We start from the raw sequence: 20,752 nt of genomic DNA, 5'->3' as shown, positions 1-20,752 counted from the left end.
TGACCCAAAGGACAGCCGGTGAAACCGCTGGGAGAGCGTGAACATCCTGTTTTTAGCGCCAGTAAGATCTGGCGTGGGTTCACAGCAGGCAGGAACATGCTTTCTCAGTATAGTCGTACAATGCATTCTTGGCCGCTTTTTGAGCTGATTGTTTAATTTTAATAAACAATTTGCGGGCCCTGCCGTTGGCGTTATGGCGCTATTTTTCCGCCGTTGATCCTTGATTTACCGTATAATTCCCTACATTAAGTTTGGTTATTGAGGTGGCCGTGGAACAACTTTCGGCATTGCTGCGGCGATTACGCCGGCAGTTTGAACAACATTTTCCCGTGGCGGGCGGCTTCCGCCAGCTTGCACTTCCCGTTCCCGCGCCGCTGACCACCCCCTTGCTGGCATGGTTAGCGGCACAGCCGACATTCCCTCAGTTTTACTGGCATCATCGCGACGGGCATGAAGAGGCCGCGGCCTGCGGTGCACTGCGCCTGTTTACCCAACCGGAACAAGCACAGGCATTTCTCAAGGCGCATGAAGGTGCGCGGGTGTGGGGGCTGAACGCCTTCGATGGCACGGCGCATTTATTTTTGCCACGTCTGGAAATTTTGACCCGCGAGGGCGAAACACAATTAATGCTGAATCTGTTTTCTGAAAGTTCGCTACGCGACGATGCGATCGTCGCCGAGTGCTGGCTGGAAAATAGCGTGGCTGCACGGCCTATGACGCCATTAAAGGCGAAAGTGAGAAAGGTGCAGCATCAACCGGAACGTGCCGGGTGGGAAACCATGTTGCACGAAGCGCTGAAGGCGATAGATCGGCAACAGATGGAGAAGGTGGTGTTGGCGCGCAGTACGCTACTGACGCTGGATGGCCCGCTGTTTGCGCCGGCGATGATGGAAGCCAGCCGCAGAGTGAACCACCGATGTTACCACTATATGCTGCGATTTGATGCAGATTCCGCCTTTCTCGGTTCCAGCCCGGAAAGGCTGTATCTACGCAAGGGGCGTCAACTGCTGACGGAAGCTCTGGCGGGCACCGTGGCTAATCACCCCGAATACCAACAGGCTCAGGCCCTGGCGCAATGGCTGCTGCAGGATGGCAAGAACCGGCGTGAAAATCTGCTGGTGGTGGACGACATCTGCCAGCGCCTGCAAGGGGGAGCTAATGCCGTGGATGTGTTACCGCCGGAAGTGGTGCGTTTGCGTAAGGTGCAGCACCTGCGGCGCCGTATTGAAGGCCAGTTGAAACGTGAGGACGATGCCGATTGCTTGCATCGGTTACAGCCTACGGCGGCGGTCGCCGGCTTGCCGCGTCAGGCAGCACGCGAATTTATCCTGCAGCATGAACCCTTCTCCCGCGGCTGGTACGCCGGTTCTGCCGGCTATTTGTCCGCGTCCCGCAGCGAGTTTTGCGTATCACTACGCTGCGCGCAGTTAGACGGCGACCGATTACGGCTGTACGCCGGAGCCGGTATCGTGAGCGGTTCCGACGCCGCCGAAGAGTGGCTGGAGATCGAAAACAAGGCTGCCGGGTTGCTGACGTTGTTACAGCCAGACGCTTTGCCCTGAATTTCCCTGCTTGGGTTACGGATTTATTGAGAGAACCGCGCGGTGAGTGTAAACTGCGTGTGATTTTTATGTTTATTTTTTGTTCTAAATCAATTAATTGTCTACCATAAAGTCACCGGGATGTACGGCGTTTTTGCGCTGGCGCAAAAGTCGTAAAGATAACTACTCATATAATGCAGAACATCATTTTGGCATGCCGCCGATCGGCGGGTGCCAGAGGCAGATTCTGTTAACCGACTTGTGAGCGAACTATGTCGACAAGTGTTTTTAATCGCCGGTGGGCGGCGTTGCTGTTGGAAGCGCTGGCTCGCCATGGAGTGCGGCATGTTTGTATCGCTCCGGGATCGCGCTCTACGCCTTTGACGCTGGCTGCGGCGGCCAACAAGTCTTTTATCTGCCATACCCATTTTGACGAGCGCGGGCTGGGCCATTTGGCGCTTGGCCTGGCGAAGGCGTCGCGGGAGCCGGTGGCGGTCATCGTCACTTCCGGCACCGCGGCCGCCAACCTGTACCCTTCCTTGATCGAAGCCGGGCTGACCGGCGAACGGCTGGTGTTTCTCACTGCCGATCGTCCACCTGAGCTGATCAACTGCGGTGCCAATCAGGCCATCCGCCAAAACGGCCTGTATGCCAGCCACCCATCTTTGAGTCTCGATCTGCCGCGCCCGACGCCGGATATTTCCGCCAGTTGGCTGGTTTCCACCCTCGACAGCGCCATGGCACGTTTGCATCACGGCGCGCTGCATATTAACTGCCCCTTTGCCGAACCGCTGTACGGCGGCGATGAGCAGCAGTACGACGATTGGTCCGCGACGCTTGGCGACTGGTGGCAAGGCAGCCAGCCCTGGCTGCGGGAAATGGATCCGCACGTGGTGCTCAAACAGCCAGACTGGTTCTTCTGGCGGCAAAAACGGGGCGTGGTAGTGGCAGGCCGCATGAGTGCGGAGGAGGGTGAGCAGGTGGCGCAATGGGCCGCCATGCTCGGCTGGCCACTGATAGGCGACGTTTTGTCTCAGACCGGGCAACCGCTGCCCTGTGCCGATTTATGGTTGGCTCAGCCGCAGGCGCAAAAACGGCTGGCGGATGCGCAACTGGTGGTGCAGTTCGGCAGCAGCCTGACCGGTAAACGCCTGCTGCAGTGGCAGGAGCAGTGCCAGCCGCAGGAATATTGGTTGATCGACGATTTACCGGGGCGACTCGACCCGGCGCACCACCGGGGGCGGCGCATTCGTTCCAGCGTGGCGCAGTGGCTTGAGTTGCACCCGGCCCAGCCTCGCACCCCTTGGGCAGATGAACTGATGCAGCTGGCGGATAACGCGCTGGACGCGGTCTCGGGCCACCTGGTCAACCGCTTTGGCGAGGCGCAGTTGGCGCACCGCCTGCCGGAGCTGCTACCGGAAAACGGCCAGCTGTTTCTGGGCAACAGCCTGATCGTACGCTTGATTGATGCCTTGACCCGCTTGCCGGCGGGTTATCCGGTGTTCAGTAACCGCGGTGCCAGCGGCATCGACGGCCTGATCTCTACCGCCGCAGGCGTGCAGCGGGCCACCGCCAAACCAACGCTGGCGGTGGTGGGGGATCTTTCCGCCCTGTATGACCTGAACGCGCTGGCGCTGCTGCGTCAATGCTCTGCGCCAACGGTGCTGATCGTGGTTAATAATAATGGCGGCCAGATTTTTTCATTGCTGCCAACGCCGGAAGAAGACCGGCAGCGCTTCTACTGCATGCCGCAGGACGTGGAGTTCAGCCATGCCGCAGCGATGTTCCAACTCGCTTACGCCCGCCCGGAAAACTGGGGACAGTTGCTGCAGGCGGTGGAACAGGGGTGGCGCCACAGCGGTGCCACGCTGATTGAGCTGCAGGTGCCGCCGAGCGATGGTGCACAGACGTTGCAGCATCTGGTGCAACAGATGGCGGAGCAATAATGCTGGCGACAAAAGTCTTGCAACAGGGCGAAGCCGATCGGCCCTGGTTAATCTGGCTGCATGGCCTGTTGGGCAACAACAATGAATGGCGGGTGATCGCTTCCCGCTGCCCGGAGTGGCCGTCGCTGGCGATCGACCTGCCGGGCCACGGCGATTCCGTTGCGGTGACCTGCAGCAGCTTTGACGATATCAGCGCGCAAATCAGCAGCACCTTGCAGATGCACGGCATCGAACGCTATTGGCTGGTGGGCTATTCATTGGGTGGGCGCATAGCCATGTACCACGCCTGCTGCGGCGACACCACCGGCCTGCAAGGGGTAATTATTGAAGGCGGAAATCCCGGACTGGCCGATCCGGCCCTGCGTGCTCAACGTCTGACGCATGATGCGGCCTGGGCGGAACGTTTCCGCCACGAACCCATTGAACAGGTGCTGGCGGACTGGTACCAGCAGCCGGTCTTCGCCAATCTCAGCGCGGTGCACCGCGATGCGCTGATCGGTGCCCGCAAGGACAATTCCGGCGCGGCAGTGGCGGACATGCTGGAAGCCACTTCGCTGGGTAAGCAGCCCTGTCTGGTGCCGCAATTGCAACAGCTGGCGATACCGCTGGTGGTGTTGTGCGGTGCTGACGATCACAAATTTCAGCAGTTGGCGCGTGACGCCGGGTTGCCGTTACGCATCGTGCCGCAGGCCGGGCATAACTCGCACCTGGCCAACCCGCAGGATTTCGTCGCCGAACTGCGCACTTTTCTCGTTAACCCTGGTTAAAGGAACAGAACATGCTCTATCCGAATGAAGAACAGCTGTACGCCGCCATCGAGTGGCAGGATTGCTCCGGTGATTTCGAAGATATCCTCTACCACAAGTCCAGCGACGGCATCGCTAAAATCACCATTAACCGTCCGCAGGTGCGTAATGCCTTCCGGCCGCACACGGTGAAAGAGATGATCGAAGCGCTGTCCAATGCCCGCTACGACGACGGCATCGGCACCATTATTCTCACCGGCGCCGGCGACAAAGCCTTCTGCTCCGGCGGCGATCAGAAAGTGCGCGGCGATTACGGCGGTTATCAGGATGAAAGCGGCGTGCACCATCTGAACGTGCTCGACTTCCAGCGCCAGATCCGCACCTGCCCGAAACCCGTGGTGGCGATGGTTGCCGGTTATTCGATCGGCGGCGGTCACGTATTGCATATGATGTGCGACCTGACCATCGCGGCGGATAACGCCATCTTCGGCCAGACCGGGCCTAAAGTGGGGTCGTTCGACGGCGGTTGGGGCGCTTCTTACATGGCACGAATCGTCGGCCAGAAGAAAGCGCGCGAGATCTGGTTCCTGTGCCGTCAGTATGATGCTGCCGCCGCGCTGGACATGGGCCTGGTCAACACCGTGGTGCCCTTGGCGAGCCTGGAAAAAGAAACCGTACGCTGGTGTCGTGAAATGCTGCAAAACAGCCCGATGGCGCTGCGCTGCCTGAAAGCGGCCCTGAATGCCGACTGCGACGGTCAGGCCGGTCTGCAGGAGCTGGCGGGTAACGCCACCATGCTGTTCTACATGACTGACGAAGGTCAGGAAGGGCGCAACGCGTTCAACGAAAAACGCCAGCCGGACTTCAGCAAATTCAAGCGTAATCCGTAATGAATGCTCCGATCCGTAACGCCGCCGTTTACCGTTACAGCCTGCCGATGGAGGCTGGCGTGGTGCTGCGCAACCAGCGGCTGAAAACCCGCGATGGTTTGCTGATCCATCTGCAGCAGGGCGGGCAGGAAGGTTGGGGTGAGATAGCGCCGCTGCCGGAGTTCAGCCAGGAAACGCTGGCGCAGGCCGAGCAGGCTGCGCTGCGTTGGGTACAGGACTGGCAAGGCGGGAGCTTGCCGTCAGACAGCCCGTTGCCTTCGGTAGCGTTCGGCACCAGCTGCGCGTTGGCGGAATTGGAACAGCGGTTGCCGCTGCAGGCAGATTACCGCAAAGCGCCGCTGTGTACCGGCGATCCTGACGAGCTGTTCGCGGTATTGACCGCGCTGCCGGGAGAGAAAGTTGCCAAGGTGAAGGTTGGGCTGTATGAGGCGGTGCGCGACGGCATGATAGTCAACGTCTTGCTGGAAGCCCTGCCCGATTTGCGTCTGCGGCTGGACGCCAACCGCAGTTGGACTCGTGCCAAGGCGGACGGGTTCGCTAAATACGTGGCACCGGCGCTGCGTGAACGCATTGCTTTCCTTGAAGAGCCTTGCAAAACCCGTGATGAATCGCGGGATTTCGCGCTGGCGACCGGCATTGCTATCGCTTGGGACGAAAGCGTGCGCGAGGCAGATTTTGTGGTGCAGGCCGAACCGGGCGTGGCGGCGATCGTCATTAAACCAACCTTGACCGGCAGTCTGGTTCGTTGCCGTACCCTGGTCGAGCAGGCCCATGCGGCGGGGTTAACGGCGGTGATCAGTTCCAGCATCGAATCGAGCCTGGGGTTGACGCAACTGGCACGCATCGCGCACTGGCTGACGCCGAATACCGTACCTGGACTGGACACGCTGGATCTGATGCAGGCGCAGCTGCTACGCCCCTGGCCGGACTGCGAGTTGCCGCTATTGGATACATCAGCGCTGGAGTGTTTATGGCGCAGCTAAAAGACTGGCCGTGGCGGCAGTGGGCGCAGCGACGGCCACAGGCGACGGCGGTGACGGTGGGGCACCAGCCGGTGAGTTGGCTGGTGTTGCGCCGTCAGGTGGATAGGCTGGCGGCAGATTTTCAGCATCAGGGCGTCGAGCCCGGCTGTGGCGTGGCGTTATGCGGCAAGAACAGCTACCCGCTGCTGTTGGCTTATCTGGCGCTGCTGCAGTGCGGTGCGCGGCTGCTGCCGTTGAATCCGGCGCTGCCCGCGGCCCAGTTGGCGACGTTGCTGCCTGATCTGGATATCGATTTTGCTTTCAGTCCGGACCGGTTACCGACCTTACCGGCCACGGTCATCCCTTTAACCCCTCCCTCTACCGAGTCTCGCTGGCTGAATCCACCGCGTTGGGATGCGCAACGGCTGGCGACGCTGACCTTGACCTCGGGCTCCAGTGGCAGACCAAAGGCCGCTGCGCACAGCTATGCCGCGCATCTGGCCAGCGCCGAAGGGGTACTGCGGCTGATGGACTTCCAACCTCAGGACCGCTGGCTACTGTCTTTACCGCTGTTTCACGTTTCCGGCCAGGGCATTGTCTGGCGCTGGCTGGCGGCGGGGGCCGGGCTGGTGGTGCGTGATATGCATCCTCTGGCTGACGCATTGGCAGGGTGTACCCATGCCTCGCTGGTGCCGACACAGCTTTGGCGTTTGCTGGCGCAGCCGCTGGCGGCGCTAACGTTGAAGAAAGTGCTGCTCGGGGGCGCGATGATCCCGCCAGAGCTGACCGCGCAGGCGGAGGCGGCAGGCATTCGCTGTTGGTGCGGCTACGGTCTGACCGAACTGGCTTCCACGGTGTGTGCCAAGCGCGCTGACGGGCTGCCAGGCGTTGGACTGCCATTGGCTGGTCGGGAAGTTAAGCTGGTGAATGAGGAAGTGTGGATCCGGGCGCAGAGTCTGGCGTTGGGATATTGGCAACGCGGTGCGTTGCTGCCGCTCGTCGATGATCAAGGCTGGTTTCATACCCGCGATCGCGGCGTCATGGAACAGGGTGAACTGCGGATCATTGGCCGGTTGGATAACCTGTTTTTCAGCGGTGGGGAAGGCATTCAACCGGAGGATATCGAACGCGTGCTGGCGGCTCACTCGCAGATCTTGCAGGTGGTGGTGGTGCCGGTGGATGACGCCGAGTTTGGCCAACGACCGGTGGCAGTGATCGACAGTGGGGTACCGCTTTTGCTGGAAGATCTGCTGGCGTGGTCGCAGGATCGTCTGGTGAATTTCCAACGGCCGGTTGCTTTGTTGGCGATGCCCGCCGAGTTGAAAACCGGGGGGATCAAGATCTCCCGCCGTCAACTGCAGCAATGGGTGGCTGAACAGCTATCCCATCGATAAAAAAGGCCGCCCAAAGGCGGCCTCAGAACTGCTGACAAACCTGCGAAACGGCTAAACCGGTAGGGGTCGAACATGTTCGACCCGATTTAACCCATTGATTATGCTATTGAGCGCAGCATGCAGCGCCCCTACCATTAAACAACAGAGCACTTTGTCAACGGCTTCGGTGACTGCCGACGGTTATTTCAGGCCCAGCGCTTTGGCTACGCCAGCGCCGTAATCCGGATGCACTTGGGTGAACAAATCGACCTGACGGCGCTGGATCTGTTCCGGCACCTGCGACAGCTCACCGGCGATACGGGTGAACATACGCTGATGTTCTTCCGCGCTCAACAGGTTGAACAGCGCGCGCGGCTGGCTGAAGTAATCCCCGTCTTCACGGTGATTCCAGTGGTCGGCGGCTCCTTCAATGCTCAATGGTGGCTCTCTAAAGTCTGGTTGCTCCTGGAACAGGCCAAAGCTGTTTGGCTCGTAGGTGGCACCGTTACCGCTGTTGCCGTCCACGCGCATCGCGCCGTCGCGGTGGTAGTTGTGGAACGGGCATTTTGCACCGTTAACCGGGATTTGATGATGGTTAACGCCCAGACGGTAGCGGTGGGCATCCCCGTAAGAGAACAGGCGACCCTGCAGCATTTTATCCGGCGAGAAGCTGACCCCAGGCACTACGTTGGCTGGGTTCAACGCCACTTGTTCCACTTCCGCGAAGTAGTTTTCCGGGTTGCGGTGCAGCTCGAAGAAGCCAACATCGATTAACGGGTAATCGCCGTGCGGCCAGACCTTGGTCAGATCGAAGGGGTTGTAAGGCGTCTGCGAGGCTTCGTGTTCCGGCATGATCTGAATCTGCAGTTTCCAGCGCGGGTAATCACCCCGCTCGATGGCTTCATACAAATCGCGCTGTGAGCTTTCACGGTCTTTGGCAATGATCGCCTCCGCTTCGTCATCCATCAGGTTTTCAATGCCTTGTTCGCAGCGGAAGTGGAATTTAACCCAGAAGCGTTCGTTGTTGGCATTGATAAAGCTGAAGGTGTGGCTGCCGAAGCCGTGCATATGGCGGTAGGATTTCGGGATGCCGCGGTCGCTGAAGTCTATGGTCAATTGGTGCAGGCTTTCCGGCGACAGCGAGAAGAAATCCCATTTATAAGTTGGGTTGCGCAGATTGGTACGCGGATCGCGTTTGACCACGTGGTTAAGATCGGGGAATTTCAGCGGGTCGCGCAGGTAAAACACCGGGGTGTCGTTACCCACCAGGTCCCAATTGCCCTCCTCGGTATAAAACTTCATCGCGAAACCGCGAATGTCGCGTTCGGCGTCGGCGGCCCCGCGCTCACCGGCTACGGTGGAGAAGCGGATAAACATGTCAGTTTGCTTGCCGATTTCAGAGAAGATTTTTGCGCGGGTGTACTGGGTAATATCGTGGGTGACGGTAAAAGTGCCGTAGGCGCCGGATCCTTTGGCGTGCATGCGGCGCTCGGGGATCACTTCACGGTCGAAGTGAGCCAGCTTTTCCAGGAACCAAACGTCCTGCAGCAGCATCGGGCCGCGTTTACCTGCGGTGATCACGTTATTATTATCGACAACCGGGGCTCCGGCTGCGGTGGTCAGTCCTTTCTTGCTCATCACTTGCTCCTTATCGTATTGCAATTGAGTGAAGACTTGGGCGACTCAAGCTTTCATCATAATCCGCCAGGGCGTTCTCACCCTGACCCTAATCAATGCCACTACTAGTTGTAGACCTATTGAACGCACTCGGCAAATAGGTCTGGGTTATCGTTGCTATTGCCACCCGGGAGGACGCTTTTCCTTGCAAAACTTTACATTCATTTGATTACAGAAGAATTTTTTCGCTTTTATCCCTTAAGAACTGGTTGTGGTTTGGTATAGACTCGTGACGGTATTATTACGGGTTAACTCATATCATTCTTAATGGATGAAGTAGCAAGAGGGATAGACGATGAAAAAGACTTTGGTCGCCTGCGCGGCAAGCATGCTGTTTATGACCGGTGCGGCGAACGCGCTCAGCCTGTCTGGCGAAGCCGGCAAGCATTACACCAACCTCGGCTTCGGTCAGGACACAGGCACCAGCGGTTTGGGTTTAACGGGTAACTGGGCCCGTAGCGATCATAACGGCAACGTTGGCAGCCTGGGGCTGAACTTCGGCCTGCCATTGGGACCGTTGACTGCGACGTTAGGGGGCAAGGCGCTGTATCTGAGCCCGAAGGACGGTAAGAGCGGTGGGGCTTTGGCACTGGGCGGCGGTCTTGACTGGGCAATCACGCGTTCTCTCAGCCTGCATGGCGAAGGCTATTTCGCCCCGGAATCACTGACCAGTGGCGTTAAGGCTTACAACGAAGCCAGCGGCGGCCTGCGTTGGACGGTTTTCCGCCCGCTTAGCGTAGATGTGGGTTACCGCTATATTCAGATGCAAGGGAAGGACGGGCGTCGTGACAACACCTTGGCCGATGGCCCTTATGTTGGCGTGGGTCTGAGCTTCTGATACAAACAGAGAAGGGGCCAATTGGCCCCTTCGTTTTATCGAAAAATCTATTAGCCTACGGCCGGCAGGATACCGCTGGCGATACCCACCTGAATGGCAATCACCGTCACCCCGCAGACAAACACCACCGCCAGCGCCGGAGTTCCCCCCCAGACGCGGTATTTCGCCTGATGCTGTTGACGCGTTTTCCACACCAGCATTGACGGTAGCAGCAACGCCAGCACTGCCAGCGCGATGGCGGCGAAGCCCAGCGCCAGCACAAAGCCACGTGGATAGAACAACGCGAAAGCCAGCGGCGGCAAGAAGGTGATGGCACCGGTCTGCAGACGGCCTCGTACGTTATCCTGGCGCTTGAACAAGTCGGCCAGGAAATCAAACAGCCCGAGCGCTACCCCCAGGAAGGAGGTCGCCAGCGCCAGATCGGCAAACAAATGCACCGCCAGTTCGACATGTGGGGAAGCCACGACGTCGCGCACCGCCTGCAACAGGCCGTTCAGACCGGCTTGCTGTGCCAGGATACCGACGAAAGTGGTGGAGCTGATGCTGCCAAGCGTGGCCAACTGCCAGAAAATATAGGCTATCAGCGGAATGGCGCTGCCGATAATGAACACCCAACGCAGCTTGCGGATGTTGCCGCCCATGTAGTTCACGATGCTTGGCACGCTGCCGTGAAAGCCGAACGACGTGAAGATCACCGGAATGGCCGACAGCGCCAGCCCTTGCTCCAGCGGGAGCGTCATCAGGTTGGTCTGGTGGATATTGGGCAGCATCAGGCCCAGCATGACAATCAGAAACACCACTTTGGCGCTGAACAGAATACGGTTAAACAGATCGACCGAGTGGGTACCGATGCAGACTACGCCGCCGGCCACCAGAGTAAACAGCAATACGCCAAGCGTGGTGGGGAAGTCCTGCGACGTCCACTGGCTGATGCTGGCCGCCAGCAATTCACCGGCGCCGCTGATATAGGCGGCAGTCAGGGCATACATCAAAAACATCATGCTGAAGCTGGTCAGCCATTGACCGCCGCCGCCGAGGTAGCGCTTTGCCAGGGTACCGAGGCCGGTATCGGCCTGTTCATGTTGATAGACTTCGACCAGCAGCAGCGCGGTATAACACATCAACAGCCACAGGCCGACTAACAGAGCCAGGGTGACGCCGAAGCCTACACCGGCCGCCGCCAACGGCATTGCCAGCATCCCGGCGCCGATGGTGGTTCCTGCTACGATAAATACACTGCCAAGCGTGCGATTTTTCACGTTTTTCTCTATCAACCAAAGATTTTGGAAAATTATAGGTAACTGATTCTAAGTGCGGCAGGATAGTTGATGGAATATTTCGTGTCAAACGGGCGTTACGGGTGCTGTTAACTTATCTTTACGATGCGGCGGGCTGCGCTATCTCGCAAAAAAATGCCTTTAACCGAAATTAACTGGTGGTGCCTAGTGAAAACTTATTTACAGGCTTCTATAGTGGAAAGATCGGAAAATGTGGGAGAGATCAATGTTAAGGGTGGAGATGCTCAGCACCGGTGATGAGGTGCTACACGGGCAAATTATAGATACCAACGCCGCCTGGCTGGCAGACTATCTGTTCCAGCAGGGCATGCCGATGAGCGGCCGCGAAACGGTGGGGGACAGTCTCTCCTCTCTGATCGAAACATTACAGGAACGCAGTCATATCGCCGACGTGCTGATTGTTAACGGCGGTCTGGGGCCGACCAGTGACGATCTCAGTGCTCAGGCGGCCGCGACCGCCTGCGGCGTCGAGCTGGTTGAACATGCTGAATGGATGGCGCGTATCGAGGCGTATTTTGCTGAACGCGGCAGGCCGATGGCGGCCTCAAACCGCAAGCAGGCGCAGATCCCCGCTAACGCAGAGATGCTCGACAATCCGGTTGGCACCGCCTGTGGTTTTGCTTTGCAACTGAACCGATGCATGATGTTTTTCACGCCCGGCGTGCCATCTGAATTCAAAGTGATGGTCGAACAGCAAATTGTGCCGCGCCTGCGTCAGCGTTTTACCTTACCGGCACCACCGCTGTGCCTGCGGTTAACCACTTTTGGTACTTCGGAAAGCGATCTGGCTGCTGAGCTGGACGGCATGCCGCTGCCGCCGGATGTGGTTCTGGGTTATCGTTCCTCCAGCCCGATCATTGAACTGAAGCTGACCGGCCCGGTTGCCCAGCGTGCGGCGATGGAGCAGGCGTGGGAGCGGGTTCGTCAGGTTGCGGGTGATAACACCCTGTTTGAAGGAACCCTTGGCCTGCCGGCAGTGCTGACACAGCGGTTGAATCAGCAAGGGCTGAAGTTGGCGCTGAGCGAACAGTTCAGCGCCGGATTGATCAATCTACAACTGCAAAGCGAAGGGGCGCCGTTGGCCGGTGGCGAATTGTTGCCGTCGCACTGCGTAGAAACGCTGGAAACCACGTTGGCGCGCGCTCGTTCGTTGGCGGAACTGACCGGGGCGCAGCTGGCATTGGCGGTCAGCGCCATGAGCGGCGATCGGGTGAGCATTGGGCTGCATACGCCAAAAGGCAGCGTCGGGCAGACGGTACGTTATCGGGCTGCGCGGCATAGCCTGCGGTTAAGGCAAGAGTCGGTGGCGATGCTGGCGCTAGACATGCTGCGGCGGTGGTTGAACGGTGGGCCGGTATGCGGCAGGAATGCCTGGCTGGAGACGCTGGAGATTATCGAATAGGGAGGCTTGAGACTGTTGGTCTTGGGCATTGTGTGGCAAGGCGGATAGATGAAAGCCCCAAACTGTATTGACTCTCAATCAGAATGGGGCTGCACATACCGCCTAGACACCGTTACGCTAGCCTCTTCACAGCAAGGAGGCAAGCATGCAGTTAAAGCAGGTGTTTCACTCGTTAGCCGTTGTATCTATTACGATTTTGGTATTTATACCCGTCGTCTTTCAAGCTGCAGCGTTGTTGGCTGTAACTCGAAAGTCATAGGGTATATTCAGGTGATGGAAGGATGTTCTTGAAAATCAGATTTCCAACTCGATATCCGTCAGCGGCATGCAACAGCAAGGCAGGATTTCACCCTGGTTGATAAACGCCAATGGCTGTTGGCGGTAGGTCACTTCACCTTTTACCAGCTTCAGGCGGCAGGCGCCGCAGTAGCCGGAACGGCACTGATACTCCACCTCAACGTCGTGCAATTCGAGCACGTCGAGCAGGCAATTTTCACTTTTGGGGCAGGCAAGCTGCGTACCCGTGGTACGCAGCGTCACGATTGATGATGCCATCGCTTAGAGTTCGAAGTCGCTCAGGTCGTCGGCATGGACTTCCGAGTCGATCTGCCCTACCAGGTAGGAGCTGACTTCCACTTCCTGTGGTGCAACCTGCACGTTGTCGGAGACCAACCAGGCGTTAATCCATGGGATTGGGTTAGAGCGGGTGGCGAACGGCAGGCCAAGGCCCACTGCCTGCATGCGGATATTGGTGATGTATTCCACGTACTGGCACAGAATGTCTTTGTTCAGGCCGATCATCGAGCCGTCACGGAACAGGTATTCCGCCCACTCTTTTTCCTGCTCGGCCGCCAACACGAACAGATCGTAGCACTGTTGCTGACACTCAACGGCGATTTCTGCCATTTCCGGGTCATCGGCACCGGAGCGCATCAGGTTCAGCATGTGCTGGGTACCGGTCAGATGCAGCGCTTCGTCACGGGCGATCAGCTTGATGATTTTGGCGTTGCCTTCCATCAGCTCGCGTTCCGCAAAGGCAAATGAACAGGCGAAGCTAACGTAGAAGCGGATGGCTTCCAGCGCGTTAACGCTCATCAGGCACAGATACAGCTGTTTTTTCAGCGCGCGCAGGCTAACGGTAACGGTGTTGCCGTTGACCTGATGCGTGCCTTCACCCAGCAGATGGTAATAGCCGGTCATCTCGATCAGATCGTCGTAGTAGCCGGAAATGTCCTTCGCACGCTTGAGGATCTCTTCGTTGGTGACGATATCGTCAAACACCAGCGCCGGATCGTTAACGATATTACGGATGATATGGGTGTAAGAACGTGAGTGGATGGTCTCAGAGAATGACCAGGTTTCCACCCAGGTTTCCAATTCCGGGATCGAGATCAGCGGTAGCAGCGCCACGTTCGGGCTGCGGCCCTGAATCGAATCCAGCAGCGTCTGGTATTTCAGGTTGCTGATGAAAATGTGTTTTTCATGTTCCGGCAACGCCTGGTAGTCGATACGGTCGCGAGAAACGTCAACCTCTTCCGGGCGCCAGAAGAAGGACAGTTGCTTCTCAATCAGTTTTTCGAAAATTTCATGTTTTTGCTGATCGAAACGCGCAACGTTAACCGACTGGCCGAAAAACATCGGTTCCAGCAGCTGGTTGTTTTTATTCTGAGAAAATGTGGTGTAAGCCATAAGCCTGAGTCCATCGTATCGTGGCTAAATGAAGGGGCCGGAAGAGTTCCGGCCCGCTGTTTCAAACTTTAGATCTTGCAGGCGCCGCTTTCGCAGTCATCATCGCCGCCCTTGGCCGGCAACAAATCTTCCTGGACGTCTTCCGCGCCGTCGCGGGTGTTCTGGTAGTACAGCGTTTTGACACCAAACTTGTAGGTGGTGAGCAGGTCTTTCAACAGCTGCTTCATTGGCACCTTGCCGCCCGGGAAACGGGTTGGGTCATAGTTGGTGTTGGCAGAGATCGACTGGTCGATAAACTTCTGCATCAGACCGACCAGTTGCAGGTAGCCGTCGTTGTTCGGCATTTCCCACAGCAGCTCGTAGTCGTTTTTCAGACGTTCGTACTCCGGCACCACCTGGCGCAGGATGCCGTCTTTCGACGCTTTGATGCTGATGTGACCACGTGGCGGCTCAATGCCGTTGGTGGCGTTGGAAATCTGCGAAGAGGTTTCCGAAGGCATCAGCGCCGACAGGGTCGAGTTGCGCAGACCGGTTTCCTTGATCTCTTTACGCAGGGTTTCCCAGTCGTAGTGCAGCGGCTCCTGGCAGATGACATCCAGATCTTTCTTGTAGGTGTCGATCGGCAGGATCCCCTGCGAATAGGTGGTTTCATTGAACCACGGGCAAGCCCCTTGTTCCTGAGCCAGACGGTTCGAGGCCTTCAGCAGGTAATACTGGATAGCTTCGAATGTCTTGTGAGTCAGGTTGTTGGCGCTGCCATCGGAATAACGCACGCCGTTCTTCGCCAGATAGTAAGCGTAGTTAATCACGCCGATACCCAGGGTGCGACGACCCATGGCGCCACGGTGTGCGGCTTTGATTGGGTAGTCCTGGTAATCCAGCAGGGCGTCCAATGCGCGCACTGCCAGGGTAGCCAGCTCTTCCAAATCGTCCAGGCTTTCGATGGCGCCCAGGTTAAACGCGGACAGCGTACACAGGGCGATTTCGCCGTTTTCGTCGTTGACGTCGTCCAGCGGTTTGGTCGGCAGGGCAATTTCCAGGCACAGGTTAGACTGGCGCACCGGCGCGATCTGCGGATCAAACGGGCTATGGGTGTTGCAGTGGTCAACGTTCTGGATGTAGATACGGCCGGTAGAGGCGCGTTCCTGCATCATCAGCGAGAACAGTTCGACCGCTTTCACGCGTTTCTGGCGAATGCTGTCGTCTTGCTCGTACTTGGTATACAGACGTTCGAACTCGTCCTGGTCGGCGAAGAATGCGTCATACAGGCCCGGGACGTCAGAAGGACTGAACAGGGTGATGTCCTGGCCCTTGATCAGGCGCTGGTACATCAGGCGGTTCAACTGCACGCCGTAGTCCATGTGACGAACGCGGTTGCCTTCAACACCACGGTTGTTTTTCAGCACCAGCAGGCTTTCAACTTCCAGATGCCACATCGGGTAGAACAGCGTCGCTGCACCACCGCGTACGCCGCCCTGAGAACAGGACTTCACCGCGGTCTGGAAGTGTTTGTAGAACGGGATGCAGCCAGTATGGAAGGCTTCACCACCACGGATCGGGCTGCCCAGCGCACGGATACGACCGGCGTTGATACCGATGCCGGCGCGTTGCGAAACGTATTTCACAATGGCGCTGGAAGTGGCGTTGATGGAATCCAGGCTGTCGCCGCACTCGATCAGCACGCAAGAGCTGAACTGGCGGGTAGGGGTGCGCACGCCGGACATGATTGGCGTAGGCAGTGAGATTTTGAAGGTGGAGATCGCGTCGTAGAAACGTTTAATGTAGTCCAGACGGGTCTCACGTGGGTAGTTGGAGAACAGGCACGCGGCCACCAGGATATACAAGAACTGCGCGCTCTCGTAGATCTCGCCGCTGACGCGGTTCTGCACCAGATACTTCCCTTCCAGCTGCTTAACGGCCGCGTAGGAGAAGTTCATATCACGCCAGTGATCGATAAAGGAGTCCATCTGCTCGAACTCTTCAGTGCTGTAGTCTTCCAGCAGATGCTTATCGTACTTGCCCATTTCTACCATGCGCGTCACGTGAGCGAGCAGCTTTGGCGGCTCGAACTGACCGTAAGCTTTTTTACGCAGATGGAAGATGGCCAGGCGCGCGGCCAGATACTGGTAATCCGGCGCGTCGCGCGAGATCAGATCGGCTGCTGCTTTGATAATGGTTTCATGAATATCAGCAGTTTTGATGCCGTCATAAAACTGAATATGGGAACGCAACTCTACTTGAGAAACGGAGACGTTGTTTAACCCTTCCGCGGCCCAGTCGATGACACGGTGGATTTTGTCGAGGTTGATGCGCTCTTTACGCCCATCGCGTTTAGTAACAAGCAGACTTTGGTTCATGTGGTGTTTTACCTGTCCGTATGGTGCCCCTAAGCAGAAGTGTAGTAGCTCTGCTCAGTATGTAAACACTATATATAGGGGGTGTATGTCGGTGAGGTAACAAGATAGTGAGAAAACAGGGCGTTTGCAAGTGAACAAAAGTGGCCTAATTTGTGGATAACTTGGGGGTGAAATGTGACTTGTCTTTCGCAGTGCGCGCTGTGACTGGTGCGACAAGCTTGTCAATAAGCGGGATAAGATTTTCCCTATAATCAGAAAAACGTGATCGTTTGCCGCTTTATTAAACGTTAGAAAAAAACGGCATATTGTTAGCCATCAAAGTTCTAAAAATTCATAAACAAGAAGAACACTGGGCTGGCGCAATCTTTTGTCCAATGTCTGCCTGTGTGATTTCACGTAGCTACTTTACCCCAAAATGAGGACTGCCATTAACCACGGTTTCTCGTCCGTGCGATGGGAGTGATAGGTACCAGACCAGAGATTGCGGTCTCCAGCCCTTGCTTTCGCAATAGAGCGTTTGCGTCACAAGAGGTTTACGGGAGCTTTCATGTCGCCTCACTCCCGTAAATTGATCATTTTTAGGCATCGACTGACGGCGGTTGATACGGCTAGCTTTCGCATCGCGTGGGGATCAGCACCTCTTTGCTTTGATATTTATAAGGAATAAAATATTCTTTATGGCCCTGTTCCTCACTTTTGCTTTTTTGCCCGGCTGCAATCGTCACTATCAATTGAGCGATTTCCAGAGAAAGCTGTTGTTGCGATATGGCCCCGCTTAGCAGCCGGCCGGCATCCACATCCATATCATCAATCATGTTTTCAAACGTTTGGCTGTTACCGGTGATTTTTATCACGGGGGCAACCACGGAGCCCACTACGCTGCCGCGACCGGTGACAAAAAAGATAATATGGCTACCGCAGGAGATAAGATCCATCAGCCCTTCATTATCATTAGGGTTAGTGATGCCAAATTGCATCCAGTGAGGATCTGGCGTGCTATCAAGTAACCATAGGCCTTTTCGCTGGGGACAACCGCTGACTTTAAGCACGCCTTGAATGGGGCGAGAGCCGCTCTTTATTACGGCACCCATGCTTTTTTCTTCGATTGTGGATAGTCCACCGGCAAAGTTTCCTGGGCTGACCGAGTATTGCCTCACCGATTTGCAGTAATCGAGCGCCTTATTGTAGGTGGCAACGATTTCATCCTTAGCGCTTTCGGATGCCGCGCGCTGGGACAAAATATCAATCAAGCCTATGGCTTCCACGATCTCTTCAAAAATTGCCGTACCGCCCGCATCGACCAACCAATCAAAAAAGTTGCCCACCGCCACATTGCCCGCCAGCCCGCTGGTATAGTCGCTGCCCCCACACTCACTGCCGATAATCAAGTCTGCAAAGCCCATAGGCACTCGGCTGGTGCGCGTTAATTCTGTCTGCATTCTCCTGACATGCTCAACGCCTAACTCCACGCTGCCTTTTGTGCCGCCGGTTTGCTGAATATAGAACCAGGCCGTCGGCTTTCCTTCTTCTTTTGCGATATTGCTGAGCCACTCTGGCTGGATGTACTCACACCCTAACCCTACGGCAAGGACACCACCGACATTAGGATGGCGAATTAATGAGATCAGCATTCTTACGGCGTACTCATTGTCGGTACAACCGGAAAACCCAACCGCTTCAACTTCGGCGTCATTCACTTTTTCGGTTATCTTATCGGCCACAAAATGGGCGCATTCCACGGTGTAAATAACCAATATTTTATTGCGGATCCCCTTGGTGCCGTTCTGGCGCTGGTAACCTGACCACGTCACCGATTTCAGGCTTTCTAACTTATTCATATTTGACATCCTTAGGGGCACCGGTCACCAGATCCAGATGGGATGAGCGTTCGTCATAGTTGCTATGCATAACGTGCAGGTGAACCCAATCGCCGGTTTTTATCGCTTGGGTCGCACTGCCTATGTTGATGCCGTATTTAATGATGGGGTCGCCCATGGAAATGGGGCATAACGCTATTTTATGGCCGATATTGATATTCTCATTGGCGATGACGGTGTCATTCCCACAGCCGCGAACCGAGACTTTGCCGGTTTGTATGGGCGTTAGCGCCGTAGCGACATTATCAACGTCATTAATCTTGTATGCGACTTGCTCCATAATAGCCCTCCTGATCTTATTATTTAGACTGGATATTCAGTGCTATCACCAAGCAATAGCACTGGCTAATCAATCAGAAACCAATCAGAGCGCCACCATCAACCACCAGAACCTGACCGCTGATAAAGGCGGCTGCCTCTGAAGCCAAATAAGTAGCGGCCCAGCCAATGTCTTCTGGCTTGCCGAATTTCTTCATCGGGGTTCGTCCGAGAATTTTATTGCGGCGCTCATCATCTCCTTCAATGGCCTTCCGCAGCATGGGCGTGTCGATCCAGCCCGGGGCGATGCCGTTGACGCGTATGCCTGCCCCAGCCAGTTCGGTGGTCAGCGCGCGGATAAGCCCCAGGTAGGCCGATTTCGCCGCCGCATAGCCGGCGACATAGGGCTGTCCGAGAAATGACGTCATGGAGGCGGTAAACAGAACGCTGGCATTGCCATGCCGCTTCATGTGCGGGACTAACGCTTTGGTCAAGGCAAACGCTGCGACAACGTGAACATCAAGAACGGATTCAAAATCCTCAACGCTCATCTCCTCGATGGGCTTTTTGCAATGGTTGCCCGCGTTGTTGACCAGGATGTCGATCTGCCCAACCTGGTCGAGCAAACCGTTCACCCATGCCTGGGTTTTGGTGGTTTCACTGACGTTAAATTGACTGTAGGTTGCCATAGGACCGAGGTTTTCAGCAGCCTGCTGAGCGAGTGGGCCATTGAGGTCGGCTATGATGACTTTTGCGCCACTGGCCACCATGCATTCAGCCATTGCGTAACCCAAGCCGCTGGCCGCACCAGTAATTAATGCCGTTTTACCTTCGAGTGAAAATGCATTTTTTAACATAGTTATAATCTCTGATTAATTGCGGTTAAAAGGCGATAAGTATTTTGGTCACGGCACCAGGATCGGCTGCCCACGCCATAAAGGCTTCACCTGCCTGGTCGAGCGGGTAATGAGTGGTGATAATTGAATGCAGGGGATAGCGCTGTTGTTCCATCAAGGCCAGTACGGCGCGAAAATCTGCCACCGTGGCGTTTCGTGAGCCGCGGATATCCACCTCTTTCAGCAAAAAAAGCGCGCTGTTGTAGTTAACCGGTTTTTTTGCGTAGCCGACGTAAACGATGCGGCCAGAAAAGGCGACCAGTTCGAGAGATTGCTCGATTGAAGAGGTTTGCCCGGCGGCCTCAATGACCAATGCCGGGCCACGGCCTTCGTCGATCCTGCCCAGCTCGTCGGCGAGGTCGACCTTTGCCCCATTGAGGAATGAGCAAGCGCCGCAGGCCAGAGCCACGGCCTGTTTGCGATCGTCTATGTCTATGGCGATCACTCGTGCTCCCATTGCTGCGGCGGCGGCTATGGCCCCCAGGCCAATGACACCGCAACCTATCACGGCCACCCATTCTCCAACCTGAATGGCACCACGACGGGCGGCGTGCAGCCCAACGGCCAGAGGTTCAACCAGAGCCAGTTCATCAAAGCTCAGGGCATTGCAAACAAGAATTTTATTCGCTGGGATAACCAGCCTTTGCGCCATACCCCCCTGACGCTGGACGCCGAGCGTTTGATTGTGCTTACAAGCGTTCGGTCTGCCAGCGAGGCAACTGCTGCAAACCCCGCATTCTGTGCAAGGCAAGACCACCACACGATCGCCCGGTTTGGCCGTCGTGACATTGCACCCTGTGCGGATAACTTCGCCGCTAATTTCATGGCCGGGGATGCAAGGGTAGACAACCAGGGGGTTAAACCCACGGTAGGTATTTAAATCGGAGCCGCAGAGGCCGACGCGCTGGACATCAATAAGAACATCATTATCACCGCATACGGCCTCAGGGATATCGACGAACTCGGTATGGGAATTTTTATCAATGGTTAATGCTTTCATTA

17 protein-coding genes are annotated in these 20,752 nt (G+C 56.6%); 8 read left to right on the top strand and 9 right to left on the bottom strand.

The genetic code is table 11. The features are described 5' to 3' along the window. The first annotated feature begins 269 nt into the window (after positions 1–269). From menF to menE, 6 genes are all read left to right on the top strand, one after another. Positions 270–1,562 carry an isochorismate synthase MenF gene (gene menF, locus H0S68_RS16745; protein WP_410528861.1) on the top strand — a complete coding sequence of 431 codons (1,293 nt, stop codon included), beginning with the start codon at positions 270–272 and terminating at the stop codon, positions 1,560–1,562. Positions 1,563–1,813: 251 nt separating this feature from the next. Then, the gene (gene menD / locus H0S68_RS16740; protein ID WP_410528860.1) at positions 1,814–3,487 is read left to right on the top strand and encodes a 2-succinyl-5-enolpyruvyl-6-hydroxy-3-cyclohexene-1-carboxylic-acid synthase; all 1,674 of its coding nucleotides are present in this window, start codon (positions 1,814–1,816) and stop codon (positions 3,485–3,487) included. Then, entirely contained in the window at positions 3,487–4,254 is a 768-nt protein-coding gene (menH, locus tag H0S68_RS16735; RefSeq protein ID WP_128864607.1) for a 2-succinyl-6-hydroxy-2,4-cyclohexadiene-1-carboxylate synthase, read from the top strand. Before menD ends, menH begins: the two co-directional genes overlap by 1 nt. A gap of 11 nt (positions 4,255–4,265) precedes the next feature. Further along, a complete protein-coding gene (gene menB, locus H0S68_RS16730) occupies positions 4,266–5,123 on the top strand; it encodes a 1,4-dihydroxy-2-naphthoyl-CoA synthase (RefSeq protein WP_020827822.1) in 858 nt (285 codons plus the stop codon). 11 nt (positions 5,124–5,134) lie between these two features. Next, positions 5,135–6,106: an o-succinylbenzoate synthase gene (gene menC / locus H0S68_RS16725; protein ID WP_410529470.1), complete on the top strand. Its 972-nt coding sequence runs from the start codon at positions 5,135–5,137 to the stop codon at positions 6,104–6,106. Continuing rightward, positions 6,094–7,479, top strand: coding sequence for an o-succinylbenzoate--CoA ligase (gene menE, locus H0S68_RS16720; protein WP_410528859.1), 1,386 nt, complete (start codon positions 6,094–6,096; stop codon positions 7,477–7,479). The genes menC and menE overlap by 13 nt, the downstream gene beginning before the upstream one ends. Positions 7,480–7,659: 180 nt before the next feature. Here menE and katA read toward each other — a convergent pair whose 3' ends face one another. Beyond that, a complete protein-coding gene (gene katA / locus H0S68_RS16715) occupies positions 7,660–9,096 on the bottom strand; it encodes a catalase KatA (RefSeq protein WP_020827819.1) in 1,437 nt (478 codons plus the stop codon). 334 nt (positions 9,097–9,430) lie between these two features. Here katA and H0S68_RS16710 point away from each other — a divergent pair, with 334 nt between their 5' ends. Next, the gene (locus tag H0S68_RS16710) at positions 9,431–9,973 is read left to right on the top strand and encodes a YfaZ family outer membrane protein (protein ID WP_020827818.1); all 543 of its coding nucleotides are present in this window, start codon (positions 9,431–9,433) and stop codon (positions 9,971–9,973) included. Positions 9,974–10,023: 50 nt separating this feature from the next. Here H0S68_RS16710 and tyrP read toward each other — a convergent pair whose 3' ends face one another. Continuing rightward, positions 10,024–11,232 carry a tyrosine transporter TyrP gene (tyrP, locus tag H0S68_RS16705; RefSeq protein WP_041414776.1) on the bottom strand — a complete coding sequence of 403 codons (1,209 nt, stop codon included), beginning with the start codon at positions 11,230–11,232 and terminating at the stop codon, positions 10,024–10,026. Positions 11,233–11,476: 244 nt separating this feature from the next. Between tyrP and H0S68_RS16700 the strand changes: the two genes are divergently transcribed. After that, entirely contained in the window at positions 11,477–12,673 is a 1,197-nt protein-coding gene (locus tag H0S68_RS16700) for a nicotinamide mononucleotide deamidase-related protein YfaY (protein ID WP_400826175.1), read from the top strand. 294 nt (positions 12,674–12,967) lie between these two features. Here H0S68_RS16700 and yfaE read toward each other — a convergent pair whose 3' ends face one another. The 7 genes from yfaE to H0S68_RS16665 all read right to left on the bottom strand — a co-directional run bounded on the left by yfaE (position 12,968) and on the right by H0S68_RS16665 (position 20,750). Further along, positions 12,968–13,228, bottom strand: a complete 261-nt coding sequence (gene yfaE / locus H0S68_RS16695) for a class I ribonucleotide reductase maintenance protein YfaE (RefSeq protein WP_048759285.1) — start codon at positions 13,226–13,228, stop codon at positions 12,968–12,970. Between the two features lie 3 nt (positions 13,229–13,231). Continuing rightward, positions 13,232–14,362, bottom strand: a complete 1,131-nt coding sequence (nrdB, locus tag H0S68_RS16690; protein ID WP_020827814.1) for a class Ia ribonucleoside-diphosphate reductase subunit beta — start codon at positions 14,360–14,362, stop codon at positions 13,232–13,234. 68 nt (positions 14,363–14,430) lie between these two features. Further along, positions 14,431–16,719: a class 1a ribonucleoside-diphosphate reductase subunit alpha gene (nrdA, locus tag H0S68_RS16685; protein WP_020827813.1), complete on the bottom strand. Its 2,289-nt coding sequence runs from the start codon at positions 16,717–16,719 to the stop codon at positions 14,431–14,433. A 608-nt stretch (positions 16,720–17,327) separates the two neighbouring features. Continuing rightward, positions 17,328–18,557, bottom strand: a complete 1,230-nt coding sequence (locus H0S68_RS16680; protein WP_020827812.1) for a UxaA family hydrolase — start codon at positions 18,555–18,557, stop codon at positions 17,328–17,330. After that, positions 18,550–18,876, bottom strand: a complete 327-nt coding sequence (locus H0S68_RS16675) for a UxaA family hydrolase (protein WP_020827811.1) — start codon at positions 18,874–18,876, stop codon at positions 18,550–18,552. Before H0S68_RS16675 ends, H0S68_RS16680 begins: the two co-directional genes overlap by 8 nt. A gap of 73 nt (positions 18,877–18,949) precedes the next feature. Then, positions 18,950–19,711, bottom strand: coding sequence for an SDR family NAD(P)-dependent oxidoreductase (locus H0S68_RS16670; RefSeq protein ID WP_048759279.1), 762 nt, complete (start codon positions 19,709–19,711; stop codon positions 18,950–18,952). 25 nt (positions 19,712–19,736) lie between these two features. After that, positions 19,737–20,750, bottom strand: coding sequence for a zinc-binding alcohol dehydrogenase family protein (locus H0S68_RS16665; RefSeq protein ID WP_187961699.1), 1,014 nt, complete (start codon positions 20,748–20,750; stop codon positions 19,737–19,739). Positions 20,751–20,752 lie beyond the last annotated feature (2 nt).

It is taken from the genome of Serratia sp. AXJ-M (genome assembly GCF_046531865.1).
In the GTDB taxonomy this organism is placed as follows: Bacteria; Pseudomonadota; Gammaproteobacteria; order Enterobacterales; family Enterobacteriaceae; genus Serratia; species Serratia liquefaciens.
This window is presented reverse-complemented; position numbering and strand designations above follow the sequence as displayed.